General features: G+C 74.6%; 13 protein-coding genes. 4 read left to right on the top strand and 9 right to left on the bottom strand.

Translation table 11 applies throughout. From position 1 onward, the window contains the following. The first annotated feature begins 70 nt into the window (after nucleotides 1-70). From ACWEJX_RS01720 to ACWEJX_RS01705, 4 genes are read left to right on the top strand one after another with little or no spacing between them, the layout of a single operon-like run. Nucleotides 71-1,324 (top strand): ATP-grasp domain-containing protein, encoded by a 1,254-nt coding sequence (locus tag ACWEJX_RS01720; protein WP_451605565.1) that lies wholly within the window; start codon nucleotides 71-73, stop codon nucleotides 1,322-1,324. Further along, nucleotides 1,317-2,063 carry an HAD family hydrolase gene (locus ACWEJX_RS01715; protein ID WP_451605564.1) on the top strand — a complete coding sequence of 249 codons (747 nt, stop codon included), beginning with the start codon at nucleotides 1,317-1,319 and terminating at the stop codon, nucleotides 2,061-2,063. Before ACWEJX_RS01720 ends, ACWEJX_RS01715 begins: the two co-directional genes overlap by 8 nt. Beyond that, entirely contained in the window at nucleotides 2,060-3,232 is a 1,173-nt protein-coding gene (locus ACWEJX_RS01710; protein ID WP_451605563.1) for a hypothetical protein, read from the top strand. Before ACWEJX_RS01715 ends, ACWEJX_RS01710 begins: the two co-directional genes overlap by 4 nt. A gap of 33 nt (nucleotides 3,233-3,265) precedes the next feature. Continuing rightward, nucleotides 3,266-4,186: an NAD-dependent epimerase/dehydratase family protein gene (locus ACWEJX_RS01705; RefSeq protein WP_451605562.1), complete on the top strand. Its 921-nt coding sequence runs from the start codon at nucleotides 3,266-3,268 to the stop codon at nucleotides 4,184-4,186. 134 nt (nucleotides 4,187-4,320) lie between these two features. Here the strand turns inward: ACWEJX_RS01705 and ACWEJX_RS01700 are convergent, their stop codons facing one another. The 9 genes from ACWEJX_RS01700 to ACWEJX_RS01660 all read right to left on the bottom strand — a co-directional run bounded on the left by ACWEJX_RS01700 (nucleotide 4,321) and on the right by ACWEJX_RS01660 (nucleotide 14,538). Continuing rightward, complete coding sequence (locus ACWEJX_RS01700; protein WP_451605561.1) at nucleotides 4,321-5,718, bottom strand: APC family permease; 1,398 nt, start codon at nucleotides 5,716-5,718, stop codon at nucleotides 4,321-4,323. A 323-nt stretch (nucleotides 5,719-6,041) separates the two neighbouring features. Next, the gene (pheA, locus tag ACWEJX_RS01695; RefSeq protein ID WP_451605560.1) at nucleotides 6,042-6,923 is read right to left on the bottom strand and encodes a prephenate dehydratase; all 882 of its coding nucleotides are present in this window, start codon (nucleotides 6,921-6,923) and stop codon (nucleotides 6,042-6,044) included. Further along, entirely contained in the window at nucleotides 6,923-8,020 is a 1,098-nt protein-coding gene (locus ACWEJX_RS01690; RefSeq protein WP_451605559.1) for a DMT family transporter, read from the bottom strand. The genes pheA and ACWEJX_RS01690 overlap by 1 nt, the downstream gene beginning before the upstream one ends. A 19-nt stretch (nucleotides 8,021-8,039) precedes the next feature. Beyond that, a complete protein-coding gene (locus ACWEJX_RS01685; RefSeq protein WP_451605558.1) occupies nucleotides 8,040-9,083 on the bottom strand; it encodes a threonine aldolase family protein in 1,044 nt (347 codons plus the stop codon). Beyond that, nucleotides 9,080-10,114 carry an alpha/beta fold hydrolase gene (locus tag ACWEJX_RS01680; RefSeq protein ID WP_451605557.1) on the bottom strand — a complete coding sequence of 345 codons (1,035 nt, stop codon included), beginning with the start codon at nucleotides 10,112-10,114 and terminating at the stop codon, nucleotides 9,080-9,082. The genes ACWEJX_RS01685 and ACWEJX_RS01680 overlap by 4 nt, the downstream gene beginning before the upstream one ends. A 48-nt stretch (nucleotides 10,115-10,162) precedes the next feature. Then, complete coding sequence (locus ACWEJX_RS01675) at nucleotides 10,163-10,810, bottom strand: TetR/AcrR family transcriptional regulator (protein WP_451605556.1); 648 nt, start codon at nucleotides 10,808-10,810, stop codon at nucleotides 10,163-10,165. Beyond that, nucleotides 10,807-12,165 carry a phenylacetate--CoA ligase family protein gene (locus ACWEJX_RS01670; protein WP_451605555.1) on the bottom strand — a complete coding sequence of 453 codons (1,359 nt, stop codon included), beginning with the start codon at nucleotides 12,163-12,165 and terminating at the stop codon, nucleotides 10,807-10,809. The genes ACWEJX_RS01675 and ACWEJX_RS01670 overlap by 4 nt, the downstream gene beginning before the upstream one ends. A gap of 109 nt (nucleotides 12,166-12,274) precedes the next feature. Continuing rightward, nucleotides 12,275-13,573 carry a dihydrolipoamide acetyltransferase family protein gene (locus ACWEJX_RS01665; protein ID WP_451605554.1) on the bottom strand — a complete coding sequence of 433 codons (1,299 nt, stop codon included), beginning with the start codon at nucleotides 13,571-13,573 and terminating at the stop codon, nucleotides 12,275-12,277. Further along, complete coding sequence (locus tag ACWEJX_RS01660) at nucleotides 13,570-14,538, bottom strand: alpha-ketoacid dehydrogenase subunit beta (protein WP_451605645.1); 969 nt, start codon at nucleotides 14,536-14,538, stop codon at nucleotides 13,570-13,572. The genes ACWEJX_RS01665 and ACWEJX_RS01660 overlap by 4 nt, the downstream gene beginning before the upstream one ends. Between the last annotated feature and the right edge of the window lie 75 nt (nucleotides 14,539-14,613).

Below are 14,613 nucleotides of genomic sequence, written 5' to 3'. Positions count from 1 at the left end.
CCCCACGCCCCGTCCCGGTCCCGGCCCCTCCCCCTTGCTTTCCTCTCCTTCCGATCACAGAGGTACAGACATGAGTGACCAACCGGTTCTGCTGGTGGTCTACGACACCGGCAGCCTGGCCCCGACCCGGCTGGCCGAGGCCGCGCGGCAGGCGGACTGCGCCCTGGTGTTCGTCACCGCCGACACCGAGCACGCCCGGGAGATGATCCCGACCCTGGAGACCGTCGGCACCGTCGTCGACACGGCCGGCCGGACCGAGGAGGAGACCGTCACGGCCCTCAAGGCCCTCGGTCCCACCGGCATCATCACCTTCAGCGAGTTCCAGATCGCCCGCACGGTCCGGCTGGCCGCCGCGCTCGGGCTGCGCTACCACGCCCCCGCCGACGTGGCCGCGATCACCCACAAGGACCTCCAGCGCGAGCGCTTCGCCGCGGCGGGCGTGGACGCGGTGCGCTTCCGCACCGTCACGTCGCCCGAGCAGACCGACGAGGCCCTGGCGTACGTGGGACTGCCCGCCATCATCAAGCCCGTGGTCGGCGCCTCCAGCCGCAACACGCAGGCCGTGACGACGGAGGAGGAGTGCCGGGCGGCCATCGCCGCGTGCTTCGACGCCGCCGGCGGCGGTCCCGTCGAGACGGCGGTGATGATCGAGGAGCTGCTGGTCGGCCGGCCCACCGAGGCCCCGTGGGGCGACTACATCGCGGTGGACTGCGTGGCCGACGGCGACGACGTCCGCCCGGTCTTCGTCACCAGCAAGTTCGCGCTGGCCGAGCCGTTCCGCGAGCGCGGCGGCTACGGCGGCTTCTCCGTCGTGTCCGAGGAGGACGAGCAGGCGGTACGGGATCTGGCCTGCCGGGCCGTGCGCGCCCTGAACATCCACGGCGTGGCCGACGTCGAGATCAAGCTGACCGCCGACGGGCCTCGGGTCATCGAGGTCAACGGCCGGCTCGGCGCCTGGGTGGACGACCTCGCGGTCCGCTCCGGCACCTCCGACCCGGCGTACGTGGCGGTGGCGGCCGCGCTCGGTCTGCCGTACGAGACGCCGGACATCAAGAAGGACGGGCCGATCGCCTTCCACTATCTGATCGTGCCGCCCGCCGGCGCCCGCAGCGTGCGGGGCATCCGCAACGTCACCGCGCTGCGCCGGCTGCCCAACGTCGACCGGGTGGCCGTGCTCATCGAGCCCGGTGCCTCGGTGGACTGGCGGATCGGAGCGCGCGGCAACACGGCGGCGGTCATCGGCTCCGCCGCCACCCACGAGGAACTGGCCGCGACCGTGGCCGCGATCGAGAGCGTCGAGTGGATCGAGTACGCATATGAGTGAGCCGTACGAACCCCAGGGCCTGCTGCTGGTCTTCGACCTGGACGGGGTCCTCGTGGACACCCAGGACGCCGAGAACGGCGGGCTCGCCTACGTCGGCGAGCTGATGGGGCTGACGCTCGACAAGGAGCGTCGGGACGAGCTGTTCTCCGGCAAGAAGATGCAGGAGTGCCTCGACCTGATGGCGGAGCTGACGGGCACGCCGCCGCCCGCGGACGCCATGCCGATCGCACGGGCGAAGTGCGAGGAGCTCATCGGCGACCACCTCGAACCCATCGACGGCGTCGCCTACGCGCTGGAGCGCCTCGCCGCCCTGCCGGGCGTGGCCGGGATGTGCGTGGCGTCCAACAGCCCCCTCGAACTGATCGAGCGCCGGCTCGCCAAGGCGGGCATCCTGCACCACTTCGGCGGACGACTGTTCTCCGCGTACGACGTGGACGCCTGGAAGCCGGACCCGAAGCTGTTCCTCTGGGCGGCCGAGCGGTGCGGCGGCGCCGTCGAGGACTGCCTGGTGATCGAGGACAGCCCGGTCGGTGTCGACGCCGGGCTCGACGCCGGGATGCGGGTCCTGCAGTACACCGCGGACCCGGCGCTCGGGCCGCACCGGGCGGGCGCGGAGGTGTTCCGCTCGATGCGGGACCTGCCCGGCCTGGTGGCGGCCACGGTCGCCCGGCGTGCCGTACCCACCGCGGCGCACGTCTTCGCCGCTTCCGCCGCCCTGACCTCTGGAGGGATCCGATGAACACCCCTGCGAACTCCGCGCGCGAGGCGCGCAAGGTGATGGTGCTGGGCGCCGGCGACATCGGCCGCCAGGCCTTCCACGCGCTGGCGCAGAGCGACCCGGCGCGCGAGCTGCGGCTGGTCGGCCGGGACGGGGAGGCGGTGCTCCGCGCCACCAATCTGGCCCGGTTCTGCGCGATCCAGCGCGGCTACGAGCCCCGGGTGAGCCATGCGCTGACCGATCTGCGCGACGTGGCGCGCACGGCCGAGGCGATCGCCGAGTTCCGGCCGGACGTCCTCTTCCTGGCGGCGAGCTACCAGTCGTGGTGGGTCATCTCGACCCTGGAGCAGTCGGCCTTCCAGCGCCTGTACGCGGCGAACTACGGCCCGTGGCTGCCGATGCACCTGGTGCCGGCGATGAAGGCGATGGAGGCGGTCCGGCTGTCCGGGGTGGACCCGGTCGTCGTGAACGCCGCCTACCCGGACGCCGTGCACCCGGCGCTCGCCGCGGTCGGGCTCTCCCCGGACCTCGGCATCGGCAACGTCGCCAACAACGTGCCCGGCATCACCGCGGCCGTCGCCGACGAGCTCGGCCGCCCGGTCGGCGACGTGGAGGTGCGGCTCGTCGCCCACCACTACGTCTCGCACCGTCTGTCCCGCACCGGCAACAGCGGCCCGGCGGAGATGGGCCTGGGCATCCGGGTGGACGGCCGGGACGTCACCGCCGAACTCGACGTGCCGGCGCTCCTCAACCGGCTGCCCGAGCGCTACCGGCGCACCGGCGGCATGCCCGGCCAGGTGATGACGGCCGCGTCGGCGCTCTCCGTGCTCGAACCGCTGGCGGACGGCCGGGCGGCCCTGGTCCACGCGCCCGGTGCGGGCGGCGTGGTGGGCGGTCACCCGGTGGCGATCGCCGCGGACGGCTCGTACGAGATCGTGCTGCCCGACGGGATGACCATGGAGCGGGCCGACGCGATCGGCCTCTCCGGTCAGGTGCAGGACGGCATCAGCGAGATCCGCGACGACGGCACCGTGGTCTTCGAACCATCCGCGATGGCGATCATGACCGAGGAACTCGGGTACGACTGCCAGGAGATGAAGCTGTCGGAGGCGGAGGACCGGGCGCAGGAGATCGCCGACCGGTTCGCCGTCTACCGGGAGCGCACGTCGGCGACCGCAGCGGTCGCCTGAGCACGGCGAACAGCACGAGGAGGGACGGACACAGTGAGGCTACTGCTGCTCGGCGGCACCGACTTCGCGGGCCGCGCGGTCGCGGAGGCGGCGCGGGACCGGGGCTGGGACGTGACGGTCTTCCACCGGGGCGAGCACCCAGCGCCGCCCGGCGTGACGGTCCTGAACGGGGACCGTACGGAGCCCGACGGGCTCGCCGCGCTCGCGGAGGGCACCTGGGACGCCGTCGTGGACACCTGGTCGGCGGCGCCCCGGATCGTCCGGGACTCCGCCCGGCTGCTCGCGGGCCGCGCCGAGCGGTACGTCTTCGTGTCGAGCCGTTCCGTCTACACCTGGCCCATCCCGGCCGGCCTGGACGAGGACGGCCCGGTGGTGGACGCCGATCCGGACGCGGACGCCACGGACTACGCCGCCGACAAGCGGGGCGCCGAACTGGCCGTCCTCCGCGAGTTCGGCGACAAGCGCTCCCTGCTGGTCCGCGCGGGTCTGCTGCTCGGCCCCCGGGAGAACTCCGGCCGGCTGCCCTGGTGGCTGAAGCGGATCGCGCTCGGCGGCCCGCTGCTCGCCCCCGCGCCCCGGGACACCCCGCTGCAGTACGTGGACGTGCGGGACATGGCGGTGTGGATCCTGGACGCCCTGGAGGCGGGGCTCAGCGGCCCGTACGACATGGTCAGCGCGCCCGGCCACACCACGGTCGGCGAGCTCCTCGACGCCTGCGTCACCGCGACCGGCGCGGAGACCAAGCTGGTCTGGGTCGGCCCGGACGCCCTGGCCGAGGCCGAGGTCTCCGGCTGGTCCGACCTGCCCATCTGGTGCCCGCCGGGCAGCGAGCTGCACGACGCCCTGCACTGCGGCGACACGGTCCGCGCCCGGTCCACGGGCCTGCGCTGCCGCCCGGTGGCGGAGACGGTCGAGGACACCTGGGCGCAGCTGAGTGGCACCGACGGCGCCTGACCCGCCGCAGAATCTCCAGTCGGGGCAACATCCGAGGACGGACGGGGAGTCGCACGATCCTGAGCGGATGGAACGCGCCGAGGGCCGGGGCGGTCGGAACCGCCCCGGCCCTCGGGGGTCGAGCAGGTGGGGGATCAGACCTGCTCGTCCTCGGGGATGCTGACCAGCCAGCGGGTGTCCTGGCGCGGTCGCAGGTAGAAGGCCCAGTAGAGGGTGGCGACGGCCGTGATGCCGCCGGTCCACTTCAGGTACTCGGGCTCCTGCATGTACAGGATGTACGCCATGACGGCGATGAGCAGCACCGGGACCACCGGCCACAGCGGCATGCGCCAGGCCGCGACCTCGCGGTGCGCGCCCTTGCGGCTGAACAGCGCGGCCACCGCGACGAGCAGGTACATGCCGGTGACGGAGACGCCGGTGACGCCGTAGAGGGTGTCCAGGTTGACGAAGCAGAGCGCCGCGCCCGGCACGCCGACGACCAGGGTGGCGACCCACGGGGAGCCGAAGCGGCCGAGGCGGGACAGGGCGTTGTTGACGGGCTCGGGCCACGCCTTGTCACGGGCGGAGGCGAAGAGCACGCGGGAGTTCTGGATGACCATCACGATGCCGGCGTTGATGATGGCCAGCGCGACGCAGAGGCTGATGAAGGTGCCGACGGCGGAGTTCGACCAGGCCGCGATCATGCCGCTGATGTCGCCGCCGGTCAGCGTCTGCAGGTCGCCGGCGCCGAGCGTGATGGCGATGACCGGGACCAGGATGACGGCGGTGGAGATGGCCAGGGTGGCGAGCACGGTGCGGGCCACGTTCTTGCGCGGGTTCTCCAGCTCCTCGGAGAGGTAGACGGCCGTGGAGAAGCCCTGGGTGACGAAGAGCGCGATGGCGAGTCCGGAGACGACCAGGGCGCCGGTGACCAGCGAGTGGCCGCCGCCCGCGGTGGCGACCTCGCCGTGGACCAGGGCGCCGACGCCGCGCTGCGAGTGGGCGAAGCCGAGGACCGCGACGACGCCCGCCGCGACGACCTCCAGGACGAGGAAGATGCCGGTGATCCAGGCGTTGGCGCGCAGGTCGAGCAGGCCGGCCAGGGTCGCGAGCAGCATGACGCCGGCGCCGGCGATCGGAGCCGGGATGTGCACGAGCGGGGCCAGGTAGTCGGCGGTTCCCATCGCGATCACCGGTGGCACGATCAGCACCACCAGCAGCGACAGTACGAACACCAGCCAGCCGGCCAGGCGGCCCGCGAGCGTGGAGACGATGGCGTACTCGCCGCCCGCGCTCGGGATCAGGGTGCCCAGCTCGGAGTAGCAGAACGCCACGCCGATACAGAGCAGCGAGCCGATCGCGATGGTCAGCGCCGCGTAGGTGCCGACTCCGGAGAACAGGTCCGGTACGACCACGAAGAGCGTCGAGGCGGGTGTCACGCACGACAGCGTGAGCAATGTGCCGCCCACGATTCCGATGGAACGCTTGAGTTTCTGCGGCACGGGCTCGATCTCGGGAGCGAGTGCGTGCGGTGCGCTGAGGGTGTCGGTCATCAGGCTGCGGTTCCGATCGGTGCGGTGCGAGCGGTGTTACTGAGCGGGAGCGGTATCGCCTCCGAGGCGTCCGGTGATGAGATGGGTCCGTGGCTCCCGGGCTGAATGGAAGCCTGGGCAGAACCGCAGGTCAATGCCCCACCCACTGCGGAATCCGTCGTTCCGGTGGGTCCGCGCGAGGGCTGTGTGACGTTAAGGGCGCGATAAGGCGGCGTAAACGCTCCGTACGGGAACCGCAGCCGCTCCGGCAGGACTTTTACCGCGCTTTACCGAGCCTCCGGCATCCGGACGGCCCCGCGGCGCGTCCGGGGTCCCCGTCGGGGTCACGTGCGGGCCAGGAGCGGGGCGGGCGCGAGCCCGGGAACGGGGACCGGGTTCGGGGCCTGCGGGTAGCTGCCGAGGAGCAGGGCCCGGGGGGCGTGGCGGCGCAGTTCGGTGAACGCGCCGGAGACCGCCGGGTCGGCGATGTGGCCGTCGCACTCCAGGAAGAAGCAGTAGCGGCCGAGCGCGTCCCCGGTGGGGCGCGAGTTGATGGCCGTGAGGTTGGCGCCGTTGCGGGCGAAGGCCCCGAGGACGCGGTGCAGGGCGCCCACCTGGTCGAGGAGCGGGAGCACCACGGAGGTGCGGTCGTGGCCGGTGGGCCCCGGTGTGACGGCGTCGGCACCCGCGACCCGCACGAAACGGGTCACGGCGTCACGGCGCGCGCCGATGTCGGTGGCGAGGACGTCGAGCCCGTACCGCTCGGCCGTGGCGGGGGCGCAGACGGCGGCCGTCGCCCGATCGGCGTCCCGGGCCACGGCCGAAGCGGCCTTGGAGGTGGAGCCCGCAGGCACGAACTCCGCCCCGGGGAGTTCGCGGGCGAGCCAGTCGCGGCACTGGCTGTGGGCGTGCGGATGGGTGAGGACCCGGCGGACCGTGGCCGGCGTGGCGCCCGGCGGGGCGGCCAGCGCGAAGGTCACGCGGAGCAGTGCCTCGCCGGTGATCAGCAGCGGTCCGCCGCGGACCAGCCCGTCGACCGTGGTGGGGACGACGCCCTCCACGGAGTTCTCCAGCGGCACCACCGCCGCGCCCGCGGCGCCGGAGCGGACCGCCGCGAGGGCCGCGGGCACGGAGGCGGCGGCCGTGAGCTCCTCGCCCGGTCCGACGAGGGTCCGCGCGGCGAGTTCCGTGAACGATCCGACGGGGCCCAGATAGGCGACCTGCATCAGAGACTCCCTTTCTCGGAGGGATCGGTGGCAGCGGAGGAAGCAGAAGAGGAAGAAGAAGGGGAAGAAGGGGACGGGGCGGAGGAAGCGGGGGTGCTCCCGCGCTCGCCGGTCGAGGCGAGGGTCACCGCGGCGAGCAGCAGGCCCGCCGACGCGGCCGTGACCCAGCCCTGCGCCGCGCCCGTGTGCAGGACGGCGCCCAGCAGCACCGAGCTCGCCACCTGCCCGGCGATCATGCCGAGGCCCGCGGCCAGGACCCCGATGCGGCGGACGGCCAGGACCGAGCCGAGGACGACGATCACGCCGAGCGTGCCGCCGGTGTAGTCGAGCGGGTTGTCCGGCCAGTCGGCGGGCGCGCCGTGTGCGGCCAGGTCGGCCGCGAGGGCGAGCAGCAGGATCACCGCGCCGGTGAGGAAGCTGAGGATCACCGAGGGGTAGGCGTTGCCCGCGACCTCGTCGGTGCGCCCGTTGGCGGCCATCTGCAGCGACAGGCCCACCCCGGCGAGGAACGGCACGGCCGCCAGCCAGACCGTGCCCCGGTCGCCCGGCTCCAGGACGACCGGGGCGACGACGGCCACCACCGTGAGGGCGGCGCCGAGCCCGCGGCGCACGGAGACGCTCAGCGCGCCGCCGGGGCCGAGCCCGTAGTGGTCGACGAGCAGTCCGGCGAGCGTCTGGCCGGACACCAGGGCCAGGGCGTACAGCGCGGGCCCGAGGTCGGCGGCGACGGCGGCCTGGGTCAGCACCATGCAGCCGCCGGCCACGCCGCCCATGAGGTGCCAGGGCCGCAGCCTCCGGTCGCGCAGGGCGGGGCGGATCCGGCGGAACGCGGGCCGCAGGCCGGGCAGCAGCGGCGCGACGCACACCATGACGAGCAGGCTGAGCACGTCGGAGAAGGCGGCGGCGGGCACGGGTCTGATGCCGGTGCCGAGGCGCCCGTTGACGACGGACTCCAGGGTCAGCGCCGCGCCGGTGCCGAGGGCCGCGAGGAGGGGCAGCGGGCGCGGCCGGGCGCGCGCGGGCCGGGGAACGGGGCCGGTCGCCGCCAGGGGCGGGCGTATGCCGGTCGTGTCGGCGGGTGCGGGTGGGGTGGGCATGGGTCCTCCGTCCGGACGCTCACGAGAGGGGCAGCCGTGCGATGCGCTCCAGGGCGCGCTGGACGTCGTCGCGGCCGAGGTCGCGGTGGGTCGTCAGGCGGACGCGGCCGCCGACGGGCACGGTCAGGACGCCGGCGCGGGTGAGCGCGTCGACGGTGGCGGTGACGTCGGGGACGCGGGCCAGGACGATGTTGGTCCGCGGCTCCGTGACGTCCCAGCCGAGCGCGGCGAGGCCGTCGGCGAGGAGCCGGGCGTGCTCGTGGTCGTCGGCGAGCCGGTCGATCCCGTCGAGGGCGACGAGCCCGGCGGCGCCGAGCACACCGCCCTGGCGGACGCCGCCGCCGAGCATCTTGCGCACCCGCCGGGCCTCCGCGACGAACGCGGCACTGCCGCCGACGACCGAGCCGACGGGCGCGCCGAGGCCCTTGCTGAGGCATGCCTGGACGGTGTCGGCGCCGCGGGTCAGCTCGGCCGGTTCGACGCCGAGGGCGACGGCGGCGTGCCAGATCCGGGCCCCGTCGAGGTGTACGGCGAGCCCGAGCCCGTGCGCGGTGTCCGTCAGCTCCGTGTGCGCCTCGGGCGGTACGACGGTGCCGCCCGCCGCGTTGTGGGTGTTCTCCAGGCAGAGCAGCGTGGTCCGCAGCGCGAAGTACGGGCCGGCCTCGCCCGCGACCGCCCGGACGTCGTCGGCGGCCACGGCGCCGGGCAGGTCCGGCCGCCAGCGCAGGGCGTGCGCCATGCCGCCGGCCAGCCAGCTGGCGGTGCCGACCTCGCTCTCCAGGACGTGCGCGCGCTCGGGGGCGAGGAAGCGGTCGCCGGGCCGCAGGTGCAGGAAGAGCGCGATGAGGTTGCCCATGGAGCCGCTGGGCACCCACAGCGTCGCCTCGACCCCGAGCAGCTCGGCGGCCTTCTCCTCCAGGGCGCGCAGCGTGGGGTCGCCGTCCAGGACGTCGTCGCCGACCTCGGCGGCCGCCATGGCGGCGCGCATCCGGGCGTCGGGCCGGGTGACGGTGTCGGAGCGGAAGTCGAGGACGCCGGACCCGATCGCGCCGGAGCCGGTCACGCCGAGGCCCCTTCGGTCCCCGCCGGCGCGGCGAGCAGTTCGCGCAGCGCGTCCGCGATGAAGGCGGCCGCCTTCGGCTCGCCGCCCCCGCCCGCCAGATGCCCCCAGATGCCCGGGATCTCCCGCACCTCGCCGTTCGGGACGAAGGAGACGGACCACTCCTCGTCGGCCGGCGGGAAGTAGAGGTCGGTCTCCGAGGGCAGCGCGAGCAGCCGGGCCCGCACCGTGCCGAGGGCGCGCGCGGTGTCGCCGTCGAAGCCGGGGGTGGTGCCGACGTCGGCGCGCTGCCAGGTGTCGAGCATGGCGAGCAGGTCGTTGGCGTCGGCGTGGTGGAAGTTCATCTCCCAGAAGTGGGCGAGGAAGTCCTCCAGGGACGCGGCGCCGAGTTCGCGGTAGGCGTGGGTCCGGTAGAACGCCTGGGAGAAGCCCCAGCCGGCGTAGACCCGGGCGAAGGCACGCAGTCCGGCGCGCGGCGGGCGCTCGTACCAGCCGTCCCGCCAGTCCTGGTCGGTGGTGAGCGCGGCCCGTACGCCCTCCAGGAAGACCTGGTTGTGCGGGGAGGTGCGGGCCGCGCCGCAGTAGGGCGCCGCCCGCTCGACCATCGCGGGGTGGCTGACGGCCCACTGGTAGGTCTGCAGTGCGCCCATGGAGCAGCCGGTGACCAGCGCGAGCCGTTCGACGCCGAGGCCCTCGGTGACGAGCCGGTGCTGTGCGGCCACGTTGTCGCGGACGCTGACGGCGGGGAAGCGGGCCCGGTCGTAGGGCGGCGGGGTGTTGGAGGGCGAGGAGGACAGGCCGTTGCCGAAGAGGTTGGGCACGATGACGAAGTACGTGTCGGTGTCCAGGGCCCGGCCGGGGCCGATGAGCCACTCGTTGGCCTCGTGGGTGCCGGCGAACCAGGTGGGGAACAGCACGGCGTTGGACCGGTCCGCGTTCAGCGTGCCGTAGGTGCGGTAGGCGAGCCGCGCGGGGCGCAGCGTGGCGCCGCTCTCCAGGACGAAGTCCTCGATCTCGTACACGTCGTGGGTCATGGTCGGTCTTCTTCTCCTAGCGGGGTACCGGGGTACGGGGGTACGGGGTCAGCGGACGCAGCCGGTGGCGAGCCGCGCGAGGGCGGCCGGGTCCCCGGCGGCGCCGTCCGGCAGCCGGCCCAGGCGGCGCTGCACGAGGAGGGAGCAGAGCAGGTCGAGGAGGAGCCGGGTGCGGACGCCGGCGGGTACGGGCTCGGACACGCGTCCGGACACGTGCCCGGGTACTCCCTCGTCGGCGGCGCTCTCGCCGGCGGCGAGTCCGACGAGGTCGGCGACCCGCGCTTCGAGGCGCCGGCGGCGGGCGAGCGCGCCCGGGGCCTCCTCCCGGCCGTCGCGGATGCTCAGGAGCAGTTCGAGACGCGCCCGCCCGTCGGCCGGCAGTTCGAGCGCCGTCCGCACGAAGTGGGCGAGGCGGTCCGTGCCCCGGTGGGCGGCGCGGGGCGCGGCCACCGCGTCGAGCACGGGCGCGAAGTGCGCGGCGGCCTCGTCGAGGGCCTGGACGTACAGCTCCGCCTTGCCCAGGACGTGGTGGTAGATGGACGACTTGGAGATGCTGAGGCGGGCGGCGAGGTGCTCCATGCTGGTGCCCTCGTAGCCGCGCTCGACGAACGCCTGCACGGCGCAGTCGAGCAGCGTCGCCCGGCTGCGCGGAAGCCGGCCCGGGCGGCGGGGGCGGGCCGGGGCGGCGGCGGTCACCGTATCCGCCAGGCGGAGCCCGCGGCGTCGGCTCCCGCGGGGTCGGTGCCGCGCCGGTCCCGGACCCGGTCGAGCTTGCCCGTCGAGCGCTCCAGGCTGCCGGGCTCGCAGACCTCGACGGCCATGCCGAGCCCGGTGATCTCGCGCAGCGCGCGCACCAGCGCCCGGCCCGCCTGGTCGCGTTCTTGCTCGCCGGTGGCGGCGGAGTGGGCCTCGGCCCGTACGGTGACGCGATCGAGGCGTCCCTCGCGGGTGAGTTCGACGCGGAAGTGCGGGGCCAGGCCGTCGGTGCGCAGCACCGCCTCCTCCACCTGGGACGGGAAGAGGTTGACTCCGCGCACGACGAGCATGTCGTCGCTGCGCCCGCGGAACCGTTCCAGGCGCCGGAAGGTGCCGAAGGCGGTGCCCGGCAGCAGCCGGGTGAGGTCGCGGGTGCGGTAGCGGATGAGGGGCATGGCCTCCTTGGTGAGGGAGGTCAGGACGAGTTCGCCGGGGCTGCCGTCCGGCTGCGCGGCGAGGCTCGCCGGGTCGACGACCTCGGGCAGGAAGTGGTCCTCCCAGACGTGCACGCCGTCCTTGGTGTGCACGCTCTCGCCGGCGACGCCGGGGCCGAGCGCCTCCGACAGGCCGTAGATGTCGAGCGCGTCGATGCCGGCCCGCTCCTCGATCTCGGCGCGCATGGACTCGGTCCACGGCTCGGCGCCGAGGAGGCCGACGCGCAGCGAGGTGGAGCGAGGGTCGATGCCCTGCCGCTCGCACTCGTCGAGCAGCGTGAGCAGATAGGAGGGGGTGGCCATGATCACCGTGGGGCGCAGGTCGCGGATGAGGCCGACCTGGCGGCCGGTCATCGCGACGGACGCCGGGACGACCGTGCAGCCGAGGCGTTCGGCTCCGTAGTGGGCGCCGAGGCCGCCGGTGAACAGGCCGTAGCCGTAGGCGATGTGGACCCGGTCGCCGGGGCGGACGCCGGCCGCACGCAGGCACCGGGCCACCAGGTCGGACCAGCGGTCCACGTCGCCGTCGGTGTAGGGGACGATCGTGGGCTGTCCGGTGGTGCCGCTGGAGGCGTGGATGCGGCTGATCCGTTCGTCGGGGACCGCGCAGAGGCCGAGCGGGTAGTGGGCGCGCAGGTCGGCCTTGGTGGTGAAGGGGAAGCGGGCGAGGTCGGCGAGGGTGCGGCAGTCGTCGGGGGTGACCCCGGCCGCGTCGAAGGACTTGCGGTAGAAGGGCACGTGGTCGTAGGCGTGGCGCAGGGTCCGGCGCAGCCGGCGCAGCTGGAGGGCGGCGAGCTCGTCGGCCGCGAGCTCGGGGACGAGGCCCGCCCGGTCGGCGGACGAGGCCGGGGAGAGGGTCATGGGGGCTCCGTTCTCCGCACGCGGCGGCACGGGGGGTGGCGGGCTGGAGGTGCGTGCTGGGTGGGGGTGCGTGCTGGGTGGGGGTGCGTGCTGGGTGGGGGTGCGGCTGTCAGTGGTCGGCGAGGGCGAGGGCGGGGTGCTCCGCGAGGTCGGCGACATGGCGGAGGAAGCCGCCGGCGGTCTCGCCGTCGCAGACCCGGTGGTCGAAAACGAGGGCGAACTGGCAGATCTGCCGTACCGTCAGCTCGCCGTCGACGACCCAGGGCCGGGCCAGGATCCGGCCGACGCCGAGGATCCCGGCCTCGGGCGGGTTGAGCAGGGGTGAGCTGCCGTCGACGCCGAATCCGCCGTAGTTGTTCAACGTGAAGGTCGAGCCGGTGAGTTCGGCCGGCGGCAGCTCGCCGGACCGGGCGGCCGCCACCAGCCGGGTGATCTCGCGCTGGGTCTCCGTGGCGGTCAGCCGGCCGGCCCCGCGGACCACGGGGACGAGCAGTCCGCGGGGTGTCTGGGCGGCGATGCCGAGGTCGACGTCGGCGTAGCGCACGATCTCGTCGCCGTGGACGGAGGCGTTGAGGCCGGGGAAGCGCCGCAGGCCCGAGACGGTGATCCGGGCGAGCAGGGCGAGCAGCCCGGGGGCGTCGGCGGCGCGGGCGCGCAGGGTGTCGCGGAGCCGTACGAGCTCGGTGACGTCCGCGTCGACCCACACCGTGGCGGTGGGGACGGCGGCGGAGCGGGTGAGCCGCTCGGCGATGGTCCGGCGGATTCCGGTGAGGGGGACGCGGGAGGCCACGGCGGGGCCGCCGGACACGGTCGTGGCGGTGTCGGAGGCGGCCGTGGAGACGGAGGCGGTGCCGGTGCCGGCGGGTGGGGCGGCGGACTCGACGTCCCTGCGGGTGATGAGTCCGCCGGGCCCGGTGCCACGGAGGGCGCGCAGGTCCAGGCCGCGGTCGGCGGCGAGCCGGCGCACGACCGGCGAGAGCACGGCGGGCACGGCCGGGGCGGCCGGGTGGGCGACGGCGGTACGGGCCGGGGCGCGGCTCCCGACGGCCTGCCGCGGGGCGTGCGCGGGCTTCGCGCGCCGGCGCCGGCGGCCCTTCGTACCGGCGTCGGGCGCGGTCCCGTAGCCGACCAGCACGTTGCCGGAGCCCTGCCCGGCCGGCGCGCCGGCGGTGTCGCCGACGGTGAGGAGCGGCGCGTCGACGGCGACGGTGCCGCCCTCGGGGGCGTGCAGGGTGACGACGACACCGGCGTACGGGGAGGGCACCTCGACGACGGACTTGGCGGTCTCCACCTCGACGAGCGGCTGGTCGACGGCGACGGTGTCGCCGACGGCGACCAGCCAGCGGACGATCTCCGCGTCGACCAGCCCCTCCCCCAGGTCGGGCAGCCGGAACTCGCGCGCGCTCACGCCTCGTCCTCCCACTGCAGCGAGTCGACGGCGTCGAGGATCCGGTCGACGTCGGGAAGATGATGGCGCTCCAACTTCGGCGGCGGGTACGGGATGTGAAGTCCCGTCACCCGTCGCACGGGGGCGTGCAGATGGTGGAAGCAGCGTTCGGTGACGCGGGCGGCGAGCTCGGCGGCGATCGACGCGAAGCCGGACGCCTCGGCCACCACGACGGCCCGGCCGGTGCGCCGGACGCTCTCCACGACCGTCTCCTCGTCGAGCGGCGCCACGCTGCGCAGGTCCACGACTTCGAGCTCGCGGCCCTCGTCGGCGGCGGTCTCGGCGGCTTCGAGGGCGACCGGCACGGCGGGCCCGTAGGCGATCAGGGTGGCGTCGGTGCCCTGCCTGCGCACGGCGGCCTTTCCGAGGGGTTCGGTACGGGCCGGCAGGGCGGCGTCCTGGCGCGACCAGTACAGCCGCTTGGGCTCCAGGAAGACCACCGGGTCGGGGTGGTCGACGGCGTCCCGGAGCAGGCTGTAGGCGTCGGCGACGGTGGCGGGGGCGACGACGGTGAGCCCGGCGGTGTGCGCGTAGTAGCTCTCGGAGGAGTCGCTGTGGTGCTCGACGCCGCCGATGCCGCCCCCGTACGGGACCCGGATGACCATGGGGAGCGGCAGCCGGCCGCGGGTGCGGTTGCGCATCTTGGCGACATGGCCGACGACCTGCTCGAAGGCGGGCAGCGCGAAGGCGTCGAACTGCATCTCCACCACCGGTCGGAAGCCGTTCATCGCCATCCCGACGGCCATGCCGACGATGGCGGACTCGGCGAGCGGGGTGTCGAAGCAGCGTTCGGCGCCGAAGGCGGACTGCAGGCCGTCGGTGATGCGGAAGACGCCGCCGAGCCGGCCCACGTCCTCGCCGAACACGACGACCGAGTCGTCCGAGGCCATGGCGTGGACGAGGGCGCGGTTGAGGGCCTCGGCCATGGAGGTGGGGCGCAGGGCCGGTACGGCGGTGGGGGCGGCCGGCGCGGGCGGCCCGGTCGGTATCGCGGGGCGGGC

The organism is Streptomyces sp. NPDC004788 (assembly GCF_053601115.1).
Note: the sequence above shows the minus strand (reverse complement) of the source record. Positions and strands in the feature narration are given on the sequence as shown.

Excerpts from the sequence above, each read along its gene's own strand:
- ACWEJX_RS01720 (WP_451605565.1), top strand. The coding sequence starts at position 71 with ATGAGTGACCAACCGGTTCTGCTGGTGGTCTACGACACCGGCAGCCTG.
- ACWEJX_RS01715 (WP_451605564.1), top strand. The coding sequence starts at position 1,317 with ATGAGTGAGCCGTACGAACCCCAGGGCCTGCTGCTGGTCTTCGACCTG.
- ACWEJX_RS01710 (WP_451605563.1), top strand. The coding sequence starts at position 2,060 with ATGAACACCCCTGCGAACTCCGCGCGCGAGGCGCGCAAGGTGATGGTG.
- ACWEJX_RS01700 (WP_451605561.1), bottom strand. The coding sequence starts at position 5,718 with ATGACCGACACCCTCAGCGCACCGCACGCACTCGCTCCCGAGATCGAG.
- pheA (WP_451605560.1), bottom strand. The coding sequence starts at position 6,923 with ATGCAGGTCGCCTATCTGGGCCCCGTCGGATCGTTCACGGAACTCGCC.
- ACWEJX_RS01690 (WP_451605559.1), bottom strand. The coding sequence starts at position 8,020 with ATGCCCACCCCACCCGCACCCGCCGACACGACCGGCATACGCCCGCCC.
- ACWEJX_RS01680 (WP_451605557.1), bottom strand. The coding sequence starts at position 10,114 with ATGACCCACGACGTGTACGAGATCGAGGACTTCGTCCTGGAGAGCGGC.
- ACWEJX_RS01670 (WP_451605555.1), bottom strand. The coding sequence starts at position 12,165 with ATGACCCTCTCCCCGGCCTCGTCCGCCGACCGGGCGGGCCTCGTCCCC.
- ACWEJX_RS01660 (WP_451605645.1), bottom strand. The coding sequence starts at position 14,538 with ATGGCCGAGGCCCTCAACCGCGCCCTCGTCCACGCCATGGCCTCGGAC.